Annotated in this window: 22 protein-coding genes; 20 read left to right on the top strand and 2 right to left on the bottom strand. The window is 45.8% G+C overall.

Annotated elements, in window-relative coordinates; genetic code table 11:
• Positions 1 to 8: 8 nt before the first annotated feature.
• From BVG16_RS26930 to BVG16_RS26895, 8 genes are all read left to right on the top strand, one after another.
• Positions 9 to 563: an NUDIX hydrolase gene (locus tag BVG16_RS26930; protein ID WP_078502291.1), complete on the top strand. Its 555-nt coding sequence runs from the start codon at positions 9 to 11 to the stop codon at positions 561 to 563.
• On the top strand, positions 556 to 1101 hold the full coding sequence (locus BVG16_RS26925; RefSeq protein ID WP_078502290.1) for a GrpB family protein: 546 nt from the start codon (positions 556 to 558) through the stop codon (positions 1099 to 1101). The genes BVG16_RS26930 and BVG16_RS26925 overlap by 8 nt, the downstream gene beginning before the upstream one ends.
• A 97-nt stretch (positions 1102 to 1198) precedes the next feature.
• Positions 1199 to 1714 carry a GNAT family N-acetyltransferase gene (locus BVG16_RS26920; protein ID WP_078502289.1) on the top strand — a complete coding sequence of 172 codons (516 nt, stop codon included), beginning with the start codon at positions 1199 to 1201 and terminating at the stop codon, positions 1712 to 1714.
• 38 nt (positions 1715 to 1752) lie between these two features.
• Positions 1753 to 2271: a GNAT family N-acetyltransferase gene (locus tag BVG16_RS26915; RefSeq protein ID WP_078502288.1), complete on the top strand. Its 519-nt coding sequence runs from the start codon at positions 1753 to 1755 to the stop codon at positions 2269 to 2271.
• A 28-nt stretch (positions 2272 to 2299) separates the two neighbouring features.
• Positions 2300 to 2794, top strand: a complete 495-nt coding sequence (locus tag BVG16_RS26910) for a cysteine hydrolase family protein (RefSeq protein ID WP_078502287.1) — start codon at positions 2300 to 2302, stop codon at positions 2792 to 2794.
• A gap of 14 nt (positions 2795 to 2808) precedes the next feature.
• Positions 2809 to 3195 carry a glyoxalase superfamily protein gene (locus BVG16_RS26905; RefSeq protein WP_078502286.1) on the top strand — a complete coding sequence of 129 codons (387 nt, stop codon included), beginning with the start codon at positions 2809 to 2811 and terminating at the stop codon, positions 3193 to 3195.
• A 6-nt stretch (positions 3196 to 3201) separates the two neighbouring features.
• On the top strand, positions 3202 to 3738 hold the full coding sequence (locus BVG16_RS26900) for a DUF1572 family protein (RefSeq protein ID WP_078502409.1): 537 nt from the start codon (positions 3202 to 3204) through the stop codon (positions 3736 to 3738).
• 5 nt (positions 3739 to 3743) lie between these two features.
• Positions 3744 to 4172: a GNAT family N-acetyltransferase gene (locus BVG16_RS26895; protein ID WP_078502285.1), complete on the top strand. Its 429-nt coding sequence runs from the start codon at positions 3744 to 3746 to the stop codon at positions 4170 to 4172.
• A 38-nt stretch (positions 4173 to 4210) separates the two neighbouring features.
• Here the strand turns inward: BVG16_RS26895 and BVG16_RS26890 are convergent, their stop codons facing one another.
• Entirely contained in the window at positions 4211 to 4663 is a 453-nt protein-coding gene (locus BVG16_RS26890; protein ID WP_198957541.1) for a RidA family protein, read from the bottom strand.
• Between the two features lie 107 nt (positions 4664 to 4770).
• Between BVG16_RS26890 and BVG16_RS26885 the strand changes: the two genes are divergently transcribed.
• The 5 genes from BVG16_RS26885 to BVG16_RS26865 all read left to right on the top strand — a co-directional run bounded on the left by BVG16_RS26885 (position 4771) and on the right by BVG16_RS26865 (position 9074).
• Entirely contained in the window at positions 4771 to 5409 is a 639-nt protein-coding gene (locus tag BVG16_RS26885) for a histidine phosphatase family protein (protein WP_078502283.1), read from the top strand.
• Between the two features lie 364 nt (positions 5410 to 5773).
• Positions 5774 to 6781 carry an S-layer homology domain-containing protein gene (locus BVG16_RS26880; protein ID WP_078502282.1) on the top strand — a complete coding sequence of 336 codons (1008 nt, stop codon included), beginning with the start codon at positions 5774 to 5776 and terminating at the stop codon, positions 6779 to 6781.
• A gap of 153 nt (positions 6782 to 6934) precedes the next feature.
• Positions 6935 to 7612 carry a hypothetical protein gene (locus tag BVG16_RS26875; protein WP_078502281.1) on the top strand — a complete coding sequence of 226 codons (678 nt, stop codon included), beginning with the start codon at positions 6935 to 6937 and terminating at the stop codon, positions 7610 to 7612.
• Between the two features lie 149 nt (positions 7613 to 7761).
• The gene (locus tag BVG16_RS26870; RefSeq protein ID WP_078502408.1) at positions 7762 to 8214 is read left to right on the top strand and encodes a cupin domain-containing protein; all 453 of its coding nucleotides are present in this window, start codon (positions 7762 to 7764) and stop codon (positions 8212 to 8214) included.
• 110 nt (positions 8215 to 8324) lie between these two features.
• On the top strand, positions 8325 to 9074 hold the full coding sequence (locus BVG16_RS26865) for an SDR family NAD(P)-dependent oxidoreductase (RefSeq protein WP_078502280.1): 750 nt from the start codon (positions 8325 to 8327) through the stop codon (positions 9072 to 9074).
• 153 nt (positions 9075 to 9227) lie between these two features.
• Here BVG16_RS26865 and nfsA read toward each other — a convergent pair whose 3' ends face one another.
• A complete protein-coding gene (gene nfsA / locus BVG16_RS26860; RefSeq protein WP_078502279.1) occupies positions 9228 to 9965 on the bottom strand; it encodes an oxygen-insensitive NADPH nitroreductase in 738 nt (245 codons plus the stop codon).
• A 190-nt stretch (positions 9966 to 10155) separates the two neighbouring features.
• On the opposite strand from nfsA, the gene BVG16_RS26855 reads away from it, so the two are divergent.
• The 7 genes from BVG16_RS26855 to BVG16_RS26825 all read left to right on the top strand — a co-directional run bounded on the left by BVG16_RS26855 (position 10156) and on the right by BVG16_RS26825 (position 23688).
• Entirely contained in the window at positions 10156 to 11367 is a 1212-nt protein-coding gene (locus BVG16_RS26855; RefSeq protein ID WP_078502278.1) for an MFS transporter, read from the top strand.
• A 465-nt stretch (positions 11368 to 11832) separates the two neighbouring features.
• Complete coding sequence (locus BVG16_RS26850; protein WP_158081806.1) at positions 11833 to 16350, top strand: endo-alpha-N-acetylgalactosaminidase family protein; 4518 nt, start codon at positions 11833 to 11835, stop codon at positions 16348 to 16350.
• A gap of 252 nt (positions 16351 to 16602) precedes the next feature.
• Positions 16603 to 18201 carry a response regulator gene (locus BVG16_RS26845; RefSeq protein ID WP_078502276.1) on the top strand — a complete coding sequence of 533 codons (1599 nt, stop codon included), beginning with the start codon at positions 16603 to 16605 and terminating at the stop codon, positions 18199 to 18201.
• A 6-nt stretch (positions 18202 to 18207) separates the two neighbouring features.
• Entirely contained in the window at positions 18208 to 19944 is a 1737-nt protein-coding gene (locus BVG16_RS26840; RefSeq protein WP_078502275.1) for a sensor histidine kinase, read from the top strand.
• A gap of 8 nt (positions 19945 to 19952) precedes the next feature.
• Positions 19953 to 20912 (top strand): substrate-binding domain-containing protein, encoded by a 960-nt coding sequence (locus BVG16_RS26835; RefSeq protein WP_233147185.1) that lies wholly within the window; start codon positions 19953 to 19955, stop codon positions 20910 to 20912.
• Positions 20913 to 21051: 139 nt separating this feature from the next.
• Positions 21052 to 22080, top strand: coding sequence for a galactose ABC transporter substrate-binding protein (locus BVG16_RS26830; RefSeq protein WP_078502273.1), 1029 nt, complete (start codon positions 21052 to 21054; stop codon positions 22078 to 22080).
• Positions 22081 to 22176: 96 nt separating this feature from the next.
• On the top strand, positions 22177 to 23688 hold the full coding sequence (locus BVG16_RS26825) for a sugar ABC transporter ATP-binding protein (protein ID WP_078502272.1): 1512 nt from the start codon (positions 22177 to 22179) through the stop codon (positions 23686 to 23688).
• The last annotated feature ends 4 nt before the right edge of the window (positions 23689 to 23692 follow it).

Below are 23692 nucleotides of genomic sequence, written 5' to 3'. Positions count from 1 at the left end.
AACATAACATGACGAACCCTACTATTAAACATTTAGCTGCATTATCCCAACCGATTGTCTGGGGGCCGGTTAAAGCCCGTTTTTCGGTTGAAGCTGTAGATGACGAATCGTTGATTAGCAATATTAGCATCATTCCGACCGTTGGCGATAAATATGTCGTTATGAAGATTGATTCCGGCTTATGGGAGCTGATCGGGGGGACCTTAGAACCTTACGAGCATTATATGCATGCACTTGCGCGTGAATTGCGGGAAGAAATCGGAGCTGAGCTGATATCTTATCATATCTTCGGTCATTTCCACTGCAAGTCAAATGCGGCTCTCCCATATAGACCGCATATTCCGCATCCTTATTTTATCCGCGTGGTTGGTGTAGGGGAAGTGAAAATCGTTAGCACGCCGTTGAATCCGCCGGATGGTGAACAAGTTATCGCGGTCGAGCTCGTGGATTATACGGAAGCTGTGCGACGATTTGAGGATATCGGTCGTACAGATCTTGCGGATCTCTATCGTCTGGCGCACGAAATGATGATAAGGCAAAGAGAGGAGGGAGAACATGGCTGAACCCATTCTGATCACGCCTTATGATCCACATTGGACTGAAGAATTTAGAGATATTGGAACACGGCTCCGCCATGCGCTGCAAGATGTAGCCCTGCGTATCGATCATATCGGTTCAACCTCGGTCATCGAATTAGATGCGAAACCTATTATTGATATTCAGATTTCAGTGTCTTCTTTTGAACCCTTACAAGTGTATCAAGAACCGATGCAGAACATCGGTTATGTCTTTCGCAGCGACAATCCAGAACGGACGAAACGGTATTTTCGGGAAAGTGAAGGCATGCGAAGAACTCACATTCATGTGCGAGAACAAGGGAGCTTCGGCGAACAATTTGCATTGCTATTTCGAGACTATCTCAGACAACATGCGAATGAAGCCAAGTACTATGCCGCGATAAAATATAAGCTCAAGGATCAATATGAACAGGATCGGCATCATTATGTGGAGGCTAAGGAACCGTTCATCTGGGAAATCATGCGAAGAGCAAGTGAATGGAGTCAACAGGTAGGCTGGAAGCCAGGCCAATTGGATGTATAGATTCATACAATTATGGAGCAGTGACTACGAATTGGCTGCTCTTTTTGCTATGCTTAAGATCAGGAAAAGAAGTCAAATGGGTGATGGAGGTGATCCTATGCTGCATGACATCGTCGAAACTACTAGATTACGAATTCGGCCCTATAGGGAAGATGACTCAAATGCGCTCCTACAGATCCTCGGGGATCCGACAACAATGGCCTTTTGGCCCGCGCCGTTTACCGAACATGAGACCCAAATTTGGATTCATCGCAGCATCCATTCTTATCAAGAACATGGCTTCGGTCGATGGGCAGTGATATTGAAAGAGGAAGATCGACTGATCGGAGATGTCGGAATTTTAAAGTCCGTCATTGACGGAAACGTAGAGCATGATCTGGGATATATTATCGATGCGAAGTACTGGAGACAAGGTTATGCGGTTGAGGCAGCTCGATCCTGCATGAATTATGGGATTCAAGAGCTTGGATTAACCCGACTCTGTGCAAATATGCCCTATCATCATCACGGATCAATACGTACGGCGGAGAGACTAGGCATGCGTCGAGAAAAAGAGTTTCATAACCCTCGTAATCGGGAAATGCTGACATATTTGTACAGTATCCAGGTGTGATTGAGTTTGATTTCAACTTAGGTTATCGGAGGAACAGGATGAATTTACAAGTACGAACGGAAACACCAGATGATTATGCATCAGTGTATCGCTTGAATTACGATGCATTTGGGCAGCGGGATGATGAATCACAATTGGTTGAACGGATTCGCAACTCGCATGGTTTTATACCGGAACTATCCATCGTTGCTGAATATGAAGAGGATATTGTCGGTCATGCCTTACTCAGCCAAGCGCATATTGTGCATGAGAAGGGCGAGTATCCCGTTATTGTCCTTGCTCCTATTGCGGTTCACCCCTCGATGCAGAAGCAGGGGGTTGGAAAAGCATTAATCGAAGAAGGCTTAAAGAGATGCAAAGAACTTCATTTCGGGTTGGTATTCTTAATCGGCCATCCTTCGTATTATCCGCAGTTCGGATTTGAACCGGCAAGAGCCTTGGGGTTCGAGTTGAAGCAGTTCCAGGTCCCTGATGAAGTGTTTATGGTACGTGTGTTAGTGGATGATCTCGCCGACGTTCCATGGGGAGAATTGCAGTATCCTGCGATATTTCTATAATACAAATCCTTGAAGGAGGAATTTTCGAATGAAATTAGCTTTATTGGTCATTGATATGCAGAATGTTTTTTTGCAAGAGGATAAGGATCGTTACAACGTGGGAACGGCTTGTGAATATATCAATCATGTCGCAGGTCTCTTACGTGAGCACGGGCATGTTGTCATTCATGTGCAAGATGTAGAGGATGCAGGGACAGTTACGGAGGAGGAACTCGATTTCATCCCTGAGATTTACTTAGATCAACGCGATCTGCGTCTCACAAAAGAAAAATCCAATGCATTCTGGGATACGCAATTGGAGCGTATTCTTGTTGAACAGGGGGTTGGACTCGTCGTGGTTGCAGGGTTTGCCGCTGAACATTGTGTCCTATTTACCTACAACGGTGCGATGGAGCGAGGATTTAAGGCTGCCATATTACAGAAAGGGATTGTAAGCTCACAACCCGAAGCGATTACCGCAACGTATCGCGATCGTCATGTTGTATCCTACCCCGTGATCGATTATCTAGTAAATCATACATAGGGAGGGCTAGTCTTATGACAACATTCAAGGGTGTAACCCCGATTCTACGCATGTTTGACGAGCAGAAGGCCAGAGAATTTTATCTAGATTACTTAGGGTTTCAGCTCGATTGGGGGCATCGGTACGAAGAAGACCTTCCGCTCTATATGCAAATATCTTGGAATGGACTTGTGATACATCTCTCGGAACATTTCGGGGACTGCAACCCGGGAGGAGCGATTCGCGTGGAAATCGAAGGACTTGAAATCTATCATCAGGAGTTGGTGAAGAAGCAATATAAGTATTCCCGTCCAGGGATCGAGATCACGCCATGGCATTCCAAAGAAGTGTGTATGATAGATCCTTTCGGGAACCGGATCATATTCTTCGAGTCTTTGAATCCTTCAACCAAAGGGGAGTGAATGAAGATGAATGAGCATCAACAAATCTTAGAAAGCGTCAAGAAGCAGTTCAACACCTATAAGATGTTAGGGGAAAAAGCAATCGAACAGTTGGAGCCAGAGCAGTTATTCGTTGCCACAAATGCGGATACGAACAGCATCGCTACGATTGTGAAGCATTTGTCCGGTAATATGCTCTCCAGATGGACGGACTTCATGACGACCGACGGTGAGAAGCCATGGCGGGATCGAGATGCAGAGTTCGAGAATGATATTCAGAACAAAGCAGAGCTCATGAACAGATGGGAAGAAGGCTGGTCATGCCTATTTCAGGCGTTAGATTCCATTCAGCCCGAGCAGTTATTTCATGTCATTTATATCCGGAATGAAGGTCATACCGTCATGGAAGCCATCCATCGTCAATTAGCACATTATCCCTATCATGTGGGCCAGATCGTCTATGCTGCAAAATGGTTGAAGCAAAGCGAGTGGAACAGCCTCTCTATTCCGCGCAATGCATCCCAAGCTTATAACCGCGAGAAATTCGGCCAAGAGAAGGAATAAGCGGCATGGACATGATCTTTAATCAATTTGTCATCTCCGATGACAGGGCTCGAGTAGATATTTCGACAGTGAAGGGTTTTTTGGCTAGAAGTTATTGGGCGAGCCAGAGATCCGCGGAAATCATTGAACGTTCTATACAGGGTTCGGTTTGTTACGGTGTCTACGACCAAGGGAAGCAAGTCGGATTCGCAAGGATTGTCACAGATGAGGCAACGATGTATTATTTGTGCGACGTATTCATTGATGAGGCATATCGAGGACTAGGGATTGGGAAGAAGCTGGTTGAAGTTATTACAGAAAGTGAACGGTTTCGAAATCTGAATGGGATATTGGGCACGGCGGATGCGCATGAATTGTATGAGCAGTATCATTTTGTGAGAGATGCGAATCGCTTCATGAGAAGACCGGCTGATTTCTTAAGAAATCAGAGTTAATCTGCCTAAGGGGGAGATGATACTCCCCCATGACCATTTCAATCTTCGACTTGAAAAATGGAATCCACGATGATGGGAAGGTTGTCTCTGACGGACACGGCACCCAATACGGATCGCGCATGTGTTCCTTGATCTGGCCCGAAGACTTCCATCAAGAGATCGGAGAAGCCGTTCAACACCTTGTGATGTTCGGTAAAATCAGGGGTGGCATTCACGAAGCCTTGGACTTTCACGACGCGTTTGACGCGATCGAGTGAACCTAGTCCTGCTTGTAGTACGGCAAGAACCTCGAGCCCAGCTGCTCGGGCAAATACATAACCTTCCTCCGTTGTAAGTGCCGCACCCAGCTTGCCTGAGGGATGACCCGATGGCCCTTTCCCTGATATAAATAAGAGACCATTCACAATGACGAAATTAGCGTATTTTGCTGCGGGTTCGCTGGCCTTGGGAAGAACGATTCCTAATCTTTGAAGATTTTGTTCAGCAGACATGTTAATGCACCCCTATCCATGACATATGAATTATGGAAAATTATACTAGATGCGAACCGATGCATCAATACATGCATTCGAAGGATTACAAATCGGAGGAGGCTATCATGAATCACCCCACAACTATTTATTTAGTACGCCATGGACAAACTGTGTGGAATACCGAACACCGGTTTCAAGGGCATCAGGACTCCCCGCTTACTAAGCAGGGGATCCAGCAGGCGGAATGGTTAAGCGAATCGTTGCAGAACGTTCATCTGGATCATATTTATGCAAGTACAAGCGGTCGTGCAAGCCGAACAGCTGATATTCTAAAAGGCGATCGTAATATTCCTATGACACAAACCGATGATTTAATGGAGCAGAACTTGGGTGTCTGGGAGGGGCGCGTTCAAGAGGAAATTCAACAGTTGTATCCCGAGCAATGGGAGTCTTTTTGGAAGAATCCAAGTGCTTTTTATGTTGATGCGAGTGAAACCTATCAGGAGGTTCTGAAGCGAGCTGTATCGTTGCTGCAGCATATTCTCAACGAACACGCCGGGCAGTCCGTTTTGCTCGTGACGCATACCGTCGTCGTGAAGTTACTCATGGCCTATTTCGAGGGACGTCCCTTAAGGGAGTTGTGGAATCTACCTTATATTCATCCTACCTGCCTTTGTAAAGTGGAAGTATATTCGGACAGATCAGATATTATTCTGCATGGAGACACGAGCCATTACCGTATGATCGAGGAAAATCAGCATTGATAATTGCGCGATCCTAGGTATTCTTCTATTTTAGGGGTATACCATTCCTCGAAGGACGAAGCGTGTTACTGTGATCAGGCATAAGCTTACGGAGGCAACTCTATAAGCTTGTGCCTTTTTATGTTGAAGAAATTCACGACGTTTCTAATGATGTTTTATTATGAGAAAAAATGTCGAAGGTATTGCTTCGTTTGGAAAATAGCGGTATTTTAAGAGGGAACACGAAGCTTGTCCATTCGATGAGAGACTAAGGGAGTGATCGCACACACCAACACCTGCGTATACCCGAATTTCATGCGGATTCATTCATTTTAGCTAATGCATCGATCTCAAAAATGATAATTAACCATGAAGGGAAGATATTATGAAATCGAAATTGCTCGCTACGCTACTTGCAAGTGTTCTAAGCATTCCCCTGATATTAAATACAGCATTTGCCGCTGCGTCACCAACGTTTACGTTAAAATCAAGTCTGAAGCAAGTGAATGTAGGACAGACTTTTACGCTGACGATGAGCGGCAAAGATGTGAAAGATCTCTATGCTTATGAAGCGAAGTTTACATATGATCCCAATCAGGTTGAGGTAGTCACGGCGAAGTCCAAGATGGAAGGTTTCTCCGTATCTCCGATAAAAAAAGATAAAGAAATTACGATCGCGCATACCAAGATCGGTAAAGTAAATGGACAAGACGGGAATTTTGATATCGGGACAGTCGATTTCAAAGTGAAGAAGGAAGGAACGGTCAACATCACTTGGACCGCGATGAAAACAGTAGACCATAACTTAGGATCGAAGACAATCGATGTGAATCAATCGGTTTCGCTTACAGCCTTAGGTCGTGCGGGACTCAGTGACATTCAAGGGCATTGGGCTGAGAAGCAGATCCAAGAAGCTGTAGATAAAGGGATTGTAGACGGGTATCCGGATGGAACATTCCGGCCGAATGCAGCGATTTCGCGTGCTGAATTTGCAGCGATACTGGCTAGAGCCTTGAATCTGCCGGATGGCGACGCCCTCCAATTCGCAGATGTAAGCAACATTCCGGCGTGGGCACAGCCAGCGATTAGCAAGGCTGTGAAAGCAGGTATCATTACGGGTTATGATGACAAAACCTTCAAAGCATCCAAGACGATTTCTCGTTCCGAAATCGCAGCGATGGCTGCAAGAGGATTGAAAGTTACAGCTGGCAGCGGCGATGGATTGTCATTTGCGGACAATGCGGCGATCCCTGCGTGGGCCAAAGGATGGATTGAGGCCGCAGTAGATAAAGGGATTATTAAAGGCCGCGATGGTAACAAATTTGCTCCATCAGCCGGTGCAACACGGGCTGAGGCTACGGTTATCGTACTTCGGATGTTAGAAGTGAAATAGGCTATCTAATCCATGGATGGAACACTCAGTTTCTAAAATAAGTAAATTAGAACTATTGAAACACGGTCAAATTTCCTATAAAATCTTTATGGATATTATTGTTAATTACAATTGATGTTCTAACTAGATAGGAGAAAAAGGAGTGGATTCGTAGTGAAAAAGGCTATTGTAGCATCCATAACTGGTGCTGCTCTGCTTGTTGGTATTAGTACTGGCGTATATGCCGGAACGAATATGAAGAAGATTGAAGCGTATCTCAACGGGGATGTGAAAGTCCGCGTCAATGGTAAAGTAGCACAGTTCAATGACGACAAAGGACTTGCACTTCAACCGATTACGTACAACGGTAATGTTTACGTACCTATTAAGGGGATTGGCAACGCACTTCAGGTCCCTGTCACATCGGATACGAAAAACAACGAAATTATTGTCGGTGAAAAAGTGAATGGCACGCCATTGAACGCTGAGGATTTCAATAAAACGCCGTATTCCAAGGATCCGAAACACACGAATTATAAAGGGACGAATTATAAAGAAGTTCTCTATGAACATTTTGATGGCGGCGGAGCGCCTTCGCTCTTCTTTACACCGAACAAGAAGTATAAGAAACTCGTGTTTAAAATTGCTGCGATTGACGGGAATATAACATCTGTCAAAATTTCCGACTTAGACCAGAATGTGCTGCTAAAAGAAGTAGACACGATTACACCGGAAGACGGTTTGAAAGAGATTGAAGTCGATATCGGCGGAGTCAAGACGATTGCTGTTAATCTTCAAGTCAACACGGATGCTGGCTACATGGTCCCGCTCATCTCTTCGTATTATAAGTAAGATGCATCATGAAATTGGCTATCCTGCAGAACCAAGATCACGGTTCTCGGGATAGCCTTTATTTGTTATGTTGTTAACATTTACATTCGGCTGTGAATCTTGTAGAGTGAAGGTCTTAGTATAAATAGAAAGAGAGAGAAACCGATATGATTACACAAACCTTATCACCACTTGTAAAAGCGTTGGATCTGAAACAACATCGTGAAGGCGGCTGGTACAAGGAACTCTGGAAAGCCTCCTTTGAGATTCCTCAACATGTACTCGGTGAGGCGTATTCAGGTCCTCGTTTTTCGGCAACATCTATCTATTTTCTTCTGCATCCCGGAGAATTCTCGGAATGGCACACGGTCTTATCCGATGAATTATGGTTATGGCATTCCGGAAGCCCGTTACAGTTAACGTTAGGCGGTACGGGAGAACAGCCAGGAACAGAACAGCATATTATTTTGGGACCTGATGTGCTTCAAGGACAACAACCGCAAGCTCTCGTGCCTGCACATGTGTGGCAAAGCGCTAAGCCGCTTGGGGATGAGCCGGTGTTCGTTTCTTGTGTCGTTGCCCCTGGTTTTCACTACGATGATTTCAAATTAATCAAGAAGTAAACATGACATGAAAGGAGCCTATCCTTAACGTTAGGCTTCTTTCTTATGATTAGACTTCAAGAAGGGATTATTTCATAATAGAAGTTAGGAACAAAAGGAGGTATACGATTATGGATTCTTTTCAACAAAAAACGGTTATCGTTACTGGAGCAGGCGGGGGGATCGGTCGCACGATTGCCATTACATATGCCTTACAAGATGCACATGTGATTCTTGTAGACCAGAATACCGTTGGATTACATCAGACGCTGCATGAGATTCAAGCAGAGGGTAAGATTGCGTATACGTATACCGTCGATGTGAGTCAGCCGAATGAAATCGAGACGCTATTTCAAGAGATTCAGGAGAAATTTAAACGTGTTGACGTGCTGATTAATAATGCGGGAGTCGGCCTTTTTAAATCCATCTACGATATTAGCGTGGATGAATGGGATCATGTCATGCACACGAATTTACGAGGAACTTTCGTGTGCTCCAAAGAAGCAGCGAAGCTGATGAGGAATAACGGGGGCGGTTCCATCGTAAATATTTCCTCTACACGTGCTTTGATGTCTGAGCCAAATTCAGAAGCGTACGCCGCAACGAAAGGCGGCATTATTTCGTTAACTCACGCCTTAGCTGTGTCCTTGGGATCAGACGGGATTACGGTGAATGCGATAAGTCCCGGCTGGATCGAGACAGGGGATTATCAGAAGTTAACCCCGCTTGACCATCAGCAGCATCCTTCCATGCGCGTCGGTAAACCGGAGGATATTGCACGTGCATGCCTGTATCTCACCGATCCCAAGAATGATTTTATTACAGGAACGAATCTCGTGATTGACGGCGGGATGACGCGCAAAATGATTTACGAAGAATAGAAGACGTTCCACTCACAGGGATAGGCAAAGGCTCGGAGGCTTTTACGGGATATTATGAAAATACAGAAATTTATTATAAATTAATCCAAGCGATGAAGCTAAAATAAGAAAAAAGATAACCCCCTCGGTGATATTCGAGGGGGTTATTTGTGTTCATTTCAGACCGAAATGCTTGCTCTCTAAGAAGGCTTTGAGATCCAGACGGGTTGGCTTCTGGATGTATTTGGCCATTTGATCGGTCCATCCTTCAACGCGCGCGCCTTGCGTTCTTTGTTCGTAATAAGCTTTGATATCGGCATCGTAGGACTTGTAATCATCGATTGTTTTGAGATCGTACATATTCTCATGATACACGAGTTCGATAGGCAGCCTTTGCTTCGGCTTAGAGGCATGGGTTGGGATGCCAACGGTGAGGCCGAATAAAGGGACGGCATAATCAGGGATCTTCAATAATTCGGATACTTGTTGGAGGTGATTGCGGATTCCCCCGATATAACAAATGCCTAGTCCCATGGATTCCGCAGCAATCGCCATATTCTGAGCTGCGAGGGAGGCATCAATAACCGCTACTAGCATCTTTTCTGTCGAATGCAGCGCGTCGTCATCGACATGATGTGATTTGGCGATTTCATGATGTTTCGCCAAATCAGCGACGAATACGAAGAATTGCCCGGTTTTGCTGACATGGGATTGACGACCTGTTAATTCAGCTAATTGAGCGCGAAGATCTGGATCCGAGACGCCAATAATGGAATAGGCTTGGACATAACTTGATGTTGATGCAGCTTGGGCACTTTGGACCAAGACTCGGATTTGTTCCGTTGTTAATGGACGATCCTCAAAATCCCTTATGGAGTAATGACCGAGGATCGTGTCAATCGTTGAATTCATGTCTGTCAGCTCCTTTATCTAAACCTAATTCAAGTGTATAGAAAACAACAAACCATCGCAAATAAATAGACGAACTGAAATAACGTTTGACTTATAAATAAACATAACTATATAATGTCTATTGAATGACAAACAATTCCATGGTTTGTCTATGTATTTTAGATTCTTATGGTTAAGGGGAAGTGATGGAATGTTCAAGAATCGCTATGTACGTACGATCTTATTATCACGAGTCTTACTCAATCTCGGGATATGGGTACGAAATTTTGCAATCCTGCTGTATGTCACAGAAATGACCCACAATGACCCGTTGTATGTGTCATTGATATCTGTTGCTGAATTTGCGCCTATTTTTGTGTTCTCCATTATCGGTGGGACGTTCGCGGATCGGTGGAAGCCGCGCCTCACGATGATTTGGTGTGATTTCCTCTCGGCTGTATCGATGCTTGTGATCATTCCGGTCTTGGTGTATGGGTCGTGGTATGCGTTATTTTTTGCGACGTTAATCTCCTCGATTCTATCGCAATTTTCGCAACCGTCGGCGATGAAGATCTTTAAACAGCATGTACCGGAGCAGCAGCTTCAAGGACTCATGGCGATGCTTCAAGCTTTGATTGCCTTTTTCACCGTAATAGGACCTGTTGTTGGGGCTTTCGTATACCAGCAGTTTGGGATTGAAGTATCCTTGGGTGTGATGGGGGTTCTGTTAATCGGCTCTGCGGCCATTTTGGCGACACTACCCAAAGATTCATCAGACGCGGATCGTTCCCATTCGGATTTTATGAAAGAGCTGAAGGCAGGACTTCGATATGTGGGGCGAAATCGTGAGCTGCGTACCTTAGGAGCGACATTTGTGGCGACAGGGTTGGCTGCGGGGATGGTTCAACCTCTCTTGATTTTTATTACCATCGAGAATCTCGCGTTGGATAAATCTTATTTACAATATTTGATGATGGCTAATGGTGCAGCCATGCTCGTTGGGGGAGCCATCGTGATGAGTTTGGCGAGACGCATGAAACCCCAATGGATGCTTGCACTAGGACTTGGCGTGAGTACTTTCAATACGATCGCCGTCGGCTGGTCGACGAGCTTTCCGCTCACCATAGGTCTAGAGGTCATAGCGGGTTTTTTCTATCCCTTTATCTTGATTGGGATCAATACACTCATTATGAAAAATACGGAGGGAGCCTTTATCGGGCGCGTAAGCGGTGTGATGACTCCGTTGTTTATGGGGATGATGGTCATCGGGATGTCGATTTCCGGGATCCTAAAAGATGTATTTTCATTGTTCGCAGTATACACGACAAGCGGAATCTTATTTTTTATCGGTGCGATGTTGCTCGTTCCCATTTTCAAGGAGAAATCCAAGGAAGTTGTGCAGCAAGAGTCACCAGCCTCCTGAATTGGTGATCATTCACAGAACATGGAATCATGGAGATACTTAAACGCGCGGTTGAACTTTAACCGCATTTTTTCCGTGAATGGAGTGGTTCGATGAAGAAATGGAAATTGGGTGTTCTACTCGCGAAGGATGAATTGTCGACGATTTCGACATGAGCGAAAGATACAGCTAATTATAAGAACCTTTGTCGAATGTATTGCTAATTCGGGCAGCATCCCCTATTTTAGGGGTATACCAAATCATTCGATTAAGCGTGTTACTGAATTTCAGGCATGAGCTTAAAGAGACCTCTCTTTAAGTTCGTGTCTTTTTTTTCGTCTGGCAGCGGGGATATTCAACCAGAGATGGGCATGAAATTCAGCGCATGCAAGAAGGGGGAACTGCACAGCACCTGTTCTGAAACGTTGCATGATACGGACAAGACACGAAAATCAATGTAGAACAAAATGGGAGGAAAGCTCAAGGATGAAGAAAAATTATGTGAAGCAAACCAGCGTTGCACTCGCGCTTTTCATGAGTATGCAGATGGGCGTGCCGGCCGCGCTTGTCTATGCTGACGGGAATACAGGCAATAATGTAACCGCTTTATCGCAAGATGTTCTGAACCAGGCGGCAGCTGCATTAGCCAGTTACTCGCGAGATTTTAATGACGGGGACATTAGTGGTTGGAACGCTGTAAAGGGAACAACAACCTTCTCCGCTGATAACGGAACACTAAAAGCCGTTACGACAGGCGCCGTCGTGTTCGTTGACCAGAAGTCACCTGTCGTGAAGAACGGCGATTATGAGATCAAGATGAGATTTAAGGACGTACCGAGTCGATTCGGACTCGTAATACGTTACGTCGATACGAATAACTATGCGGTCATTCAATTTGATAACGGCACATGGGGCTGGGATTACATGAAGAATGGCACGGAAACCTACGGAAATATCGAAACATTAACGAATCCTTCCTTCGAAGCCAATAAGGAATATTCGTTCAAGTTGAGCTATTTTGACGATTCCGTCAAGTTGACGCTGGACGACAATGTCATTCTGAATACGACACTGCCGAGTATCCCGATGTCTGCCGGTAAAATTGGCGTGCGAAGTTGGTTCGCGAACAAGACGATCAACATAGATGATGTGAAGGTCAATGAGAGAACGGTAGCAGATGATCACGCTAGACCGATTACATTGGTAGATACACTGACATCAAATCTCCTGACAGCAGAAATCGATCAAGAATTTCCGCGCGTGAAGAAGTACGTATGGACAGGAACGGGAGCCGAAATGCTCGGCCAGATTTTAGGCCCAAATGAAGTGAAGATTAACGGGAACTCGTACTATCCGCTGGCTAACAAATATGAGAAGCATCCTGCATCGGCAACGAAAGGCGAAACCTCTACCTATACGCTGCAAATTCCTGAATTGAATGTGGTCTTGGATGTCGAGCTTGAATTGAAAGATAATGTGTTGAATTTCCGGGTTACACGCATTGCGGAGAATGGTACGGCTAAAGTCAATACCGTTGAATTTCCTAGCCACGATTTAGCTACCGTGTTGTCTTCCCAACCGAAAGCACAGCAGACTTCTTCACAAATTACCGGAGCATGGAACATCGTGAACGATGAGTACGTTGATTTGAAATCCGGCGCTACAGATGGAGGCGGGAGCCGTACATACGCATTCTTGAACTCGGATACGCTTGCGGCGACCATCGTCAATAACGTCATTAACGGGAATGACAAGGTACGCGTCAAGACGGTCACGGGGACAGATTCGGTGAAGAAAGCTTCGTTATGGAATGGCGCATGGACCTATCGCGGAAGCACTAACCCTAACATACCGCATGAAGAACTTCCTTGGGCGAAAATCATTCTAACACCGGATGCGAACAACGATGGGCAGGTGGATTGGCAGGATGGCGCGATTGCGTACCGTTCGCAGGCCGAAGCTCCTTACAAGAGTGAGTTAATCAAAGATAATATCTCATACATCAGCATGAATATCGGTTCTACAACGTCTACGCCATTCTTGCGTGCATTTGATAATGCGAAGAAAATCTCTAACTTAACCGATGGCTTCGGCCAAATCATTCTGTTCAAAGGGTATCAGGCGGAAGGGCATGATGATTCCCATCCGGATTACGGCGGCCATATTGGCATACGTCAAGGTGGTGTAAAAGATTTTAATTACGTGCTCAGCGAAGGCAAGAAATACAACATTAAAGGCGGCGTTCACATCAATGCCACGGAATACATGCTGGATGCCAACGAGACGAAGATGGACAATATGATTCAACCGCTCAGCAAAGGTTGGGGGTGGTTAGATCAAGCGTACTACGTTGATCAGAAAAAAGACGTGGAATCCGGCGAATTGAAACGCCGTCTGGATATGCTCAAAGCGGATACAGGCGATAATCTCTCCTTTGTCTATGTCGATGTCTATACGGGATCAGGCTGGAATGCGAAAAAACTCTCGGAATATGTCAAAGACAACGGTTGGATGTTAGGGACAGAATTTGCAGGCCCGCTTAATGAGCAAGTATCTTGGGTGCATTGGGGAACGGATCCGGGTTATCCGAATCAAGGGAACAGCAGCAAAATTATTAGATTCCTGCGTAATGATACGCTAGATGGTTTCCTGAGCGACCCGTTATTGAAAGGCAATAAGCAAGTCGGGATTGGTTATTGGCAGGAAAATCCGGTCTTTTATGACCTGAAACAAACGTCCAAAGCGTTTTTCGTTCAGAATTTGCCGACAAAATATATGCAGTATCACCAGATCTTGAAAATGACGAATGACCGGGTGGATTTCACGGATAACGTATCCGTGGCTCGTCAATCCGATGGCAAGATTCATTTATCAAAGGATGGAAAAGATATCGCGATCATGACGGACAGCAGCAATATTTCAGATGGTACCGTATTTATTCCGTGGGATCCAGAGAAAGAAGATAAAATCTATCATTGGAATCCGGCGGGCGGCACAACGACATGGGATGTTCCTACATCGTGGAGCGGTCTGCAGCATGCGCAATTGTATAAGCTGACGGATTTGGGCCGCGAACTTATAGGCTCTGTTCCGATTAACAATGGCAAAATCACGATTATGGCAATAAAAGACGTTGGTTATGTGCTCTATAAAGGAGAAGCGCCTGCAGCGTTAGATAATGATTGGGGAGCTGGTGGACCAGCGAAGGATGTTGGGTTTGACAGCCAGGGATTCAGTACATGGCAGAAATCATCCACGAGCGGCTCCACCGATCATATTAAAATAGTGAAAAATAACAACGCAGATGATAAATTGCAAGTGACAGGACCAGGGGATGCTACGGTTCAACAAGTGATTACAGGATTGACGCCTGGCAAAACCTACAGTGCATCCGTATGGGTTAATATTACAGGCGAACGTCGAACATCTATTAGTGTCAAGCAAGGGGATAAGGAAGTATCAAATTACGCGCTCCATACGAAGTTGCCGTTCTATGCACAGCAACACAAATACTTAAAGACGAATTTTGAACGGATCAAAGTCAATTTTGATGCAACAAGCGATACCGCGACAGTAGCGCTCCAGACGGAGCCGGGGACACAGACCGTGCAATTTGATGATGTGCGTGTCTGGGAGAATCCAACGAAAACAGATCCAGGCACCTCCGCTTTTTATGAAGATTTCGAAAATGTGGATGAGGGTTGGGGCCCATTCGTCTATTCCAAGGTAGGATCTGTCCGTACGCATCTTGCCGAAAAGACACCTAACCAACCGCAAACATTCGTCATCGACGGTCAGTTCTCCTTGAAGACCAATGAAGACGGCATGGGAGAGTGGCTTCGCACGCTGCCGCAGACCCTTCGTCTGAAGCAAGACAATAAATATCACCTGACCATGGATGTCAAAGCAGAAGTGAAGGATGCCTATACGGTCGCTGTTCGTGTCAACGATAACGGGACGGTTCGTGATTTAGCTAAAGCAACGTTGAATGCAGGCTCAAGTAAGGTAGATCTCACATTTAATACGGAAAACGCAAAGGATGCCTACTTGGCGATCATCAAGAACGCGGATGCATCTACGGTGCTGATCGTCGATAACATTCGTGTGACGGATGAGGGAGCGATGAATGCTGTACCAGTGACGGGCGTCCAGTTGAATAAAGCGGAAGCAACGTTAAGAATTGGCGAGACCGTCGAACTTGAAGCGAATATACAGCCTGAACAAGCCACGAAGAAAGACGTGACATGGGCGAGCAGCAATGAATCGATTGCTACGGTCGCCATCGTCAATGGTAAAGCAATCATAACGGCGAAGAAAGCGGGAACAGCGGATATTACCGTTACAACCGTCGATGGCAATTTCAAAGCCAGCGCGAAAATCACGGTTCAAGAAGGTCCAGCGGCTCCAGCTACATCGCTTGCAGCGCCAAGCAGCGTATTATCAGGATCTTCTTTCCAAGTCCAACTCGGCGTTCAGGGAGTAACGGAACACGTATATGCACAAGACATTGCAGTCGACTACGATGTGAATACCTTAGAGTTCGTTGAAGCGAAGTCACTCATTTCGGGCGTTTCCATTGTCGAAACGAAGAAAACCCCAGCTGGCAAGCTGCGCTTGATTATCGCGAGTGAAGGGGAAGGACACGCGGTAACAGGTTCGACGAATGTGATCGAACTTACGTTCAGAGCCAAAGAGGTTACGCAACCAGCGAACGGTACGATCAGCGTGACGCAAGCCATCTTATCCAATGCACAAGGCGTAGAGTCAACGGTCGGGAACAGTGCAGCTAATGTCGCTGTAACCATTGAGGATCCGACACCAACCGGCGATTTGAACGGAGACGGTAAAATCAGTATCGGTGACTTGGCCCTTGCTGCGGCAAATTATGGAGCGACAAAAGCTAGTCCGAACTGGGATAAAGTGAAAATGGGAGATATGGATCGCAATGGCGTGATTGATATTCTTGATTTAGCGGCCATTGCGCAACGCATCATTGGTAACTAAAGGCGAGGGGGAGAATTCCCCCTCCTTTCTAATTTAACCATTTGAAAGGTTAAAGAAGGAATATTTACGCAGCTTAGCGAACGGAAATATACAGCTGCATATTCTGTACACAAGGGATTGGTCCCTGATGTATATCGCGAATCAAATTTCAGCTGAATAATTTCATCAAAACGTATAAAAAGCCGGTAATAGAAGCAAATCCAGTCTTGCATTCGATTGCCGGCTTTTCCATGAGAAGGGGATGTCCTATCGATGTACAAATTAATGCTGGTCGATGATGAGGAAGATGTGAGGGAAGGACTGCTGCAAGAAATCGATTGGGAGGCATTGGGGTTCGTGGTGGTTGAGACGGCTGAAAACGGTCAAGAGGCAATTGAATGCATTGAACGCTCTGAACCAGATATCGTTGTGACTGATATTCATATGCCGTTCATGAACGGATTGCAATTGGCGGAATGGGTTCGCAGCCATGATCCATCGATCAAAATCATGATATTAACGGGTTATGATGAATTTGAATACGCGCAGAAGGCGATAAAACTCCAAATTGACGAATACGTGCTCAAGCCATTTTCAGCCGCAGACCTCAAAGCCGCACTGATAAAAGTCAAACAACAGATGGACCAAGAAGCTGCCGAGAAGAACAATCTCATTACGTTGAAGGAGCATTATATCAAGAGCTTGCCGGTATTACATCGTGTTTTTCTATCCTCGCTGATTGCGCGAAAGTGCTCTTTAGATGAAATTCGAGATAAATGCGAACGGTACGAATTGGATATATCCGGATCTACCTATATGGTATCTGCGATCCAAATGGACAATAACCATCAAGAGGAGAATCGGTATTTATTGCAATTCGCTGTGTTTAATATTGCAGAAGAGATTGTCATGAAGCACCGGTATGGACAAGTATTTATGCATCACGATCATGTTGTTGTCTTATCCATCAGCACGACTGAGGATGACGGAATCATTAGTCAGGAGACGATGGATGTTCTTGAAGAAATTTTACAAAATGTCCATCGATTCCTGAAAATAACGGTGACTATCGGCGCGGGAACGGTCGTGCGAGGATTGACGGAATTATCGTCTTCCTATCAAGAGGCTGTGCAAGCGCTTCACTATAGATTGATTCATGGCAACCATCGCGTCATCTGGATTCAGGATGTAGAGGTGAAGCGGGAAAATCCGCTCGTATTTGATGATTTGAAGGAGCAAGCGCTGATTCGCTGCATGAAGGTAGGAACGATGGAAGAAGCGCAGCAGATGATGGATGAATTGTTCGTGATCGTCGAATCTGCCCCAGTGTCGCTTCAAGATTTCCAAATCTATTGGATCGAAATCTGGACAGCCATGATGAAGGTCGCGAAAGATATGGATGTAAATTACGAGCAGCTATTCGGGAGTTCTACCCATCCGATGATGGAAATCTATCAGTGCAATAACGCCTTAGAAGCGAAGAACCGGATGTCCCATCTCTGTATGAAGCTCATGAATTGTATCGCTGTAGAGCGGCAGACCGGATATAAGAAGCTGGTTGATGAGGCGAAATCGTATATGAAGCTTCATTATGCCGAACAAGATATTTCGATCCATACCGTGTGCAAGCAATTACATATCAGCACCGGCTACTTCAGCCATATTTTCAAAAAAGAAGCCAAGACCACCTTTGTGAACTATCTCGTGGATTTACGCATGGAAGCGGCAAAGGAACTGCTGCGTTCGACAGACCTCAAAGCGTTCGAAATTGGCGAAAAGGTAGGGTACTCGGACCCGAACTACTTCAGCTTCAGCTTCCGTAAGCGATACGGATTGTCACCCAAAGAATATCGAAACCATGATCGTGGGTGATCGCGTATGAAAAACTTCAAGAGCATTCAATTTATTATCACGACGTCCTTCATCCTTATTACCGTCGCTTCAGTCTTCATTGTCAGCTTCATGCTGTATAACAAATTTTCAAGTACGGCAGAGAAAAATGCAGACCTTAATATCCAGCAGGTGGTGGAACAAGTCAACTATAACTTAGAGATATATGTGAAAAACATGACCAGTATTTTCGAGGTTGCACAAGATCTTATCCATAAAAGTCCTACCGTATCAAACCCCATCTTAGTTGAACAGTTGAAATCGATTATGAAAACACGTGAAGATTTGATTTCTATCGCTTTATTTACGAAGCAGGGAGACCTGGTGTTCAATATCCCCGAGCTGCCGATGCGCAAGAATACGCGATTAGAGCGGCAGAGCTGGTTCGAATCTGCGGTTGAGCGTCCTGACACCTTGTCCTTCTCCCCGCCGCATATACAGAATTTATTCAAGAATTCCTATAAGTGGGCCGTCTCCATCAGTCGACAAGCCGCCTACCGTGAAGGGGCGAGTTTTCCTGAAGGGGTGTTAGTGGTGGATATGAATTTCAAGACCATTGACGAGTTAAGCAAACAAGTCGTATTTGGCAAAAAGGGCTATATCTACATCATCGATTCCTTCGGCAATATCGTCTATCATCCGCAGCAGCAGTTAATCCATGCAGGGTTGAAGTACGAAGACTTAGAACGTGTACTTACTTATTCTTTCGGCAGCTTCCAAGATGACAGCAATGGGGAGAGCAAGCTAATTACGATCAAAACGGTGGATCCAATTGGCTGGAAAGTCGTCGGCGTCGCTTACAAAGATGAGATATTAACGACCAAGACAGAGCTCAATACTTTTATTTTCTGGTTTCTCGTGATCATTATCCTTTTCGTACTGCTCTTATCAATCGTGGTATCTGCCCGTATCTCGTTGCCGATTCAGAATTTGGCGAAGTCCGTAAAAAGTGTTGGGGAAGGGGATTTTAAGGTACCGATCACAAGGAATGGCATCTATGAAGTGGACCAATTGTCCAGTCGGTTCAATATGATGCTTCGCCAAATCCGACAGCTGATGGATCAGATTATTGTGGAACAAGAGGCCAAGCGAAAGAGTGAATTAGACGTGCTGCAAGCCCAGATTAACCCGCATTTTTTATATAACACGTTGAATTCTGTGATTCGGCTTGCGGAGCGAGGCGAGACAGAAGAGGTGGTGACCGCGATTACGTCTTTATCTAGATTTTTCCGGATTAGCTTAAGCAAAGGGAAAAATATCATCTCTGTCGAGGAAGAGATCGAACATGTTCGGCACTACCTGATCATTCAGAAAATCCGATATAAGCGCAAATTCCAATATGTCATCGATATCGAGGATGAAGTGTTGGAATACGTGACGATGAAGCTCATCTTGCAGCCGCTTGTAGAGAATGCGATCGTTCATGGCATCGAGATGATGCCGGAGGAAGGGATGATTCGCATCTATGTTGGTATCGTGGACGATAAGTTAATGTTCCAGATTTCGGATAATGGTCTGGGCATGTCGCCTCAGGTATTGCAGCGAATTCTTACCCGAGATTCCAAAAGCGAAGATGGATCCGGCGTCGGGGTAAAAAATGTGCATCAGCGGATCCAACTGTATTTCGGCCATGCCTATGGGTTGCAATTCGAGAGCGAGCTGGAAGAAGGTACAACCGTTCGAATTTGGCTCCCGTTGGTCCGCCAAGCGAAAGAAGGCGAATGATGAGACGAATGAATCTCGTATTGCTATTGATCCTGACACTAGGCTTCTCCATGTCGTCCTGTTCTGTACAGACGGGGATGATGTCTATTCATACGCGTGAAATAGATCTGATCGTTAAGATGAATCAAGGCGATTATTGGAACACCTTGAAGATGGGAGCCGAGGTTGCAGCCAAGGAATTCAACGTCAAGCTCAACTTTCTCGCTTCGGATCATGAGGACGATATTACAGGTCAAATCGAATTGGTGAACCAATCGATTCATAATCGCCCGGATGCGATCATTCTCGCAGCCAGTGATTATATGGGATTAGCTCAGGTGACGGATCGGGTTGCCTATGATAACATTCCGGTGATTTCCATAGATTCGGAAGTTGGATCTGCACGCGTGAAGACGTATGTAGGAACGAACAATTATGAAGCGGGTCAACTCGCGGCTGAGCGTATGGTCCAACTGATTGAAGGCAAAGGTCAGATCGCTGTCATGAACTTTGTACAAGCGGCACGGAATGCGAATCAACGTGAAGAAGGGTTTCTCGACTATGTAGCTAGGTATCCTGATATCAAGGTCGTGGATATTCAATATTCGCAGTCCAATCAACGTTATGCGGAGGAATTAACGCGCAGCTGGTTAGTTCAATACCCTAACTTAGCAGGAATTGTCGCATTAAATGCGGAGTCCTCCATCGGCGTCGGGCGAGAGGTTCAGCGATCCGGCAAAGGCGGAAAAGTGAACGTGATCGCGTTCGATAGTCCACCGGAGACCATGGAATTTTTGCAAGAGGGGATTGTGCAGGCGCTTGTGTTACAGAATCCCTTCAACAACGGGTACCTCGCGGTACAGTATGCTGTCGAGATTATTGAAGGTCACAAAGTACCTGATCGCATTGATACGGGCATCAAATTGATCGATTTAGACAACATGCTGTGGCCTGAGAACCAGAAGCTGCTGTTTCCTTTCGTAAAATAAACCCGTGATGAAGTTGAGGAGAATTTCGATAGAACTCAGGAGGATTTTAGATACCCATTCAGATCAAAAACGAACATAATGAAAGCGTATTCCTGTACGGGATATAAAAGATGCAGAATGTTGGAGGAGGTCTATACAAATGAAGAAATTAACATCCATGATCTTGGCAAGCGCATTGCTAGCGGCTGTGATAAGCGGGTGCTCAAGTGGGAAGAGCTCGGGCGGAGACGGCGGCAAAGAACCGCAAGTGGGCGTAGCGATTTATAAGTTCGATGATACGTTCATGACAGGGGTACGGAATGCCATTACGGATGCATCCAAAGGGATTGCCACAGCCGATATCGTAGACAGCCAAAATTCGCAGCCGACGCAGAACGATAAAGTGGATCTGTTCATCACGAAAGGAGCCAAAGCATTGGTCATCAACCCTGTTGACCGTACAGCGGCCGGCGTCATTATTGATAAAGCGAAGCCCAAAGATATTCCGGTTGTGTTCTTGAATCGCGAGCCATTGCCTGAAGACATGAAGAAATGGGATAAAGTCTACTATGTCGGCGCAAAGGCGGAAGAATCCGGTACGATGTCCGGTCAGTTGATCGTGGATTATTGGAAGGCACATCCTGAAGCAGATAAGAATAAGGACGGCGTACTGCAATATGTCATGTTAAAAGGGGAGCCGGGACATCAAGATGCAGAGCTCCGTACGAAGTTCGCGATTCAAGCGATCGAAGACGCCGGAATTAAAGTCGAGAAATTGGCTGAAGACACGGCGATGTGGGATCGCGTGAAAGGGCAAGAGAAGATGGCGGCTTTCTTAGCTGCGCATGGCGATAAGATTGAAGCAGTTTTCGCGAATAATGATGATATGGCTCTGGGTGCTATTGAAGCCTTGAAAGCGAACGGGTATTTCAAAGATAACAAATTTATGCCTGTGGTAGGCGTGGATGCGACTGCACCTGCATTGCAAGCGTTAGAAGATGGTACACTGCTTGGAACCGTTCTGAATGATGCGAAAAACCAAGGTAAAGCATCGATTACCCTCGCAAGCGTTCTTGCGAAAGGCGAGACGCCTACCAAGGACAATGTGGGCTATGACATTACAGATAACCAATATATCTGGATTTCCTATAAGAAAATTACGAAAGACAATATGGCTGACGCGAAGTAAGGCGAATCGCGATGCTGTAGGCTTCATATCGAGGAGGTAGAATGTTTCGATATTCACACCTCCTCTTTTTACGAACAGATGTAGGGGGCGAGTGGGATGGTTCAGAATGAATACGTGCTAGAAATGAACAACATCTCCAAGGAATTTCCAGGGGTCAAAGCATTGGATCAGGTTACGCTTCAAGTGCGGCCGGGGACGGTACATGCATTGATGGGCGAGAACGGTGCAGGAAAATCAACGTTAATGAAATGCCTGTTCGGGATTTACGCGCCGGATGAGGGCGAGATGAACCTGAATGGTGAACACGTGCAAATTCCGAATTCTAAGGCAGCGTTAAATTTAGGGATATCGATGATCCATCAGGAGCTTCATCCCGTTCCCTATCGAAATGTGATGGAGAATATTTGGCTCGGACGGTTCCCGTCGAGAGGTTTCGGTCCGATCCAATTTATTGATCACAAGCGCATGGCACAGGATACACGAGATTTATTCAAGCAGCTGGATATCGACCTACAGCCGGAGACGATGGTGCATACTTTATCGGTCTCGAAAGTCCAATCCATAGAAATCGCGAAGGCGGTATCCTTTCATTCCCGCATCATCGTGATGGATGAACCGACATCATCGCTAACGGATGTCGAGGTCGAGCAGCTGTTCCGAATCATTCGAGATTTGAAAAAAAGTGGCGTCGCCATTATTTATATATCGCACAAAATGGAAGAGATTCTCAAGATATCGGATGAAGTATCCATCATGCGAGACGGCAAAAAAATCGGGACGTGGCCTGCTGCCGAGCTCACCACGAATTTGATCATCTCCCGGATGGTCGGCCGTGATTTGACGAACCGGTTCCCGGAACGAAACAATGTTCCCGGTGATGTCGTGCTTCGTGTACAAGAGCTTACCTCACCATTTCCGAAATCTTTCAAGCAGGTGAGCTTTGACTTGCGTCGCGGCGAAATTCTAGGGATCGGCGGGTTGGTAGGCGCGCAGCGCACAGAACTGATTGAAGCTTTGTTCGGGCTTCGGGAGATTCAATCCGGGACGATCTCTATTCAGGGCAAGGAAGTACGGATCAAGTCTCCGGAAATGGCCAAAAAACACGGCATGGCATTGTTAACCGAGGAACGCCGCGTAACGGGGATTATTCCGGTGTTATCCGTTCATGAGAATGCAGCGATCGCCAATATGGGTAGCTATCGCAAGCCATATTTGCTACTGGATGGGAAGAAGAAGAAGGCGGAAGTAGACGCGATGGTCGAGAAATTGCGGACCAAAACACCGTCTATGCGCGAATTAATTATGAACCTTTCCGGTGGGAATCAGCAAAAGGTGCTCCTCGCACGGTGGCTCCTGACAGAACCGGATATTCTACTGCTGGATGAACCGACTCGCGGCATTGACGTTGGGGCCAAATACGAGATTTACTCCATCATCGTCCAGCTAGCCATGCAGGGGAAGAGCATCATTATGATATCGTCGGAGATGCCGGAACTCATCGGCATGTCGGATCGGATTATGGTCATGTCTGAAGGGCGGTTGACAGGAATTCTCGATGGAGAGCAAGCAACAGAAGAAGAAATCATGCGGCTAGCAGCTCAGCATTAAGCGG

Source organism: Paenibacillus selenitireducens (genome assembly GCF_002021565.1).
In the GTDB taxonomy this organism is placed as follows: domain Bacteria; phylum Bacillota; class Bacilli; order Paenibacillales; family Paenibacillaceae; genus Paenibacillus_K; species Paenibacillus_K selenitireducens.
The sequence above is the reverse complement of the archived record's forward strand: the minus strand, read 5'-3'. Positions and strand labels throughout refer to the sequence as shown.

Excerpts from the sequence above, each read along its gene's own strand:
- BVG16_RS26825 (WP_078502272.1), top strand. The coding sequence starts at position 22,177 with ATGGTTCAGAATGAATACGTGCTAGAAATGAACAACATCTCCAAGGAA.
- BVG16_RS26865 (WP_078502280.1), top strand. The coding sequence starts at position 8,325 with ATGGATTCTTTTCAACAAAAAACGGTTATCGTTACTGGAGCAGGCGGG.
- BVG16_RS26930 (WP_078502291.1), top strand. The coding sequence starts at position 9 with ATGACGAACCCTACTATTAAACATTTAGCTGCATTATCCCAACCGATT.
- BVG16_RS26880 (WP_078502282.1), top strand. The coding sequence starts at position 5,774 with ATGAAATCGAAATTGCTCGCTACGCTACTTGCAAGTGTTCTAAGCATT.
- BVG16_RS26920 (WP_078502289.1), top strand. The coding sequence starts at position 1,199 with ATGCTGCATGACATCGTCGAAACTACTAGATTACGAATTCGGCCCTAT.
- BVG16_RS26910 (WP_078502287.1), top strand. The coding sequence starts at position 2,300 with ATGAAATTAGCTTTATTGGTCATTGATATGCAGAATGTTTTTTTGCAA.
- BVG16_RS26895 (WP_078502285.1), top strand. The coding sequence starts at position 3,744 with ATGGACATGATCTTTAATCAATTTGTCATCTCCGATGACAGGGCTCGA.
- BVG16_RS26855 (WP_078502278.1), top strand. The coding sequence starts at position 10,156 with ATGTTCAAGAATCGCTATGTACGTACGATCTTATTATCACGAGTCTTA.
- BVG16_RS26905 (WP_078502286.1), top strand. The coding sequence starts at position 2,809 with ATGACAACATTCAAGGGTGTAACCCCGATTCTACGCATGTTTGACGAG.
- BVG16_RS26845 (WP_078502276.1), top strand. The coding sequence starts at position 16,603 with ATGTACAAATTAATGCTGGTCGATGATGAGGAAGATGTGAGGGAAGGA.
- BVG16_RS26850 (WP_158081806.1), top strand. The coding sequence starts at position 11,833 with ATGAAGAAAAATTATGTGAAGCAAACCAGCGTTGCACTCGCGCTTTTC.
- BVG16_RS26900 (WP_078502409.1), top strand. The coding sequence starts at position 3,202 with ATGAATGAGCATCAACAAATCTTAGAAAGCGTCAAGAAGCAGTTCAAC.
- BVG16_RS26885 (WP_078502283.1), top strand. The coding sequence starts at position 4,771 with ATGAATCACCCCACAACTATTTATTTAGTACGCCATGGACAAACTGTG.
- nfsA (WP_078502279.1), bottom strand. The coding sequence starts at position 9,965 with ATGAATTCAACGATTGACACGATCCTCGGTCATTACTCCATAAGGGAT.
- BVG16_RS26835 (WP_233147185.1), top strand. The coding sequence starts at position 19,953 with ATGAATCTCGTATTGCTATTGATCCTGACACTAGGCTTCTCCATGTCG.
- BVG16_RS26890 (WP_198957541.1), bottom strand. The coding sequence starts at position 4,663 with ATGTCTGCTGAACAAAATCTTCAAAGATTAGGAATCGTTCTTCCCAAG.
- BVG16_RS26840 (WP_078502275.1), top strand. The coding sequence starts at position 18,208 with ATGAAAAACTTCAAGAGCATTCAATTTATTATCACGACGTCCTTCATC.
- BVG16_RS26925 (WP_078502290.1), top strand. The coding sequence starts at position 556 with ATGGCTGAACCCATTCTGATCACGCCTTATGATCCACATTGGACTGAA.
- BVG16_RS26830 (WP_078502273.1), top strand. The coding sequence starts at position 21,052 with ATGAAGAAATTAACATCCATGATCTTGGCAAGCGCATTGCTAGCGGCT.
- BVG16_RS26915 (WP_078502288.1), top strand. The coding sequence starts at position 1,753 with ATGAATTTACAAGTACGAACGGAAACACCAGATGATTATGCATCAGTG.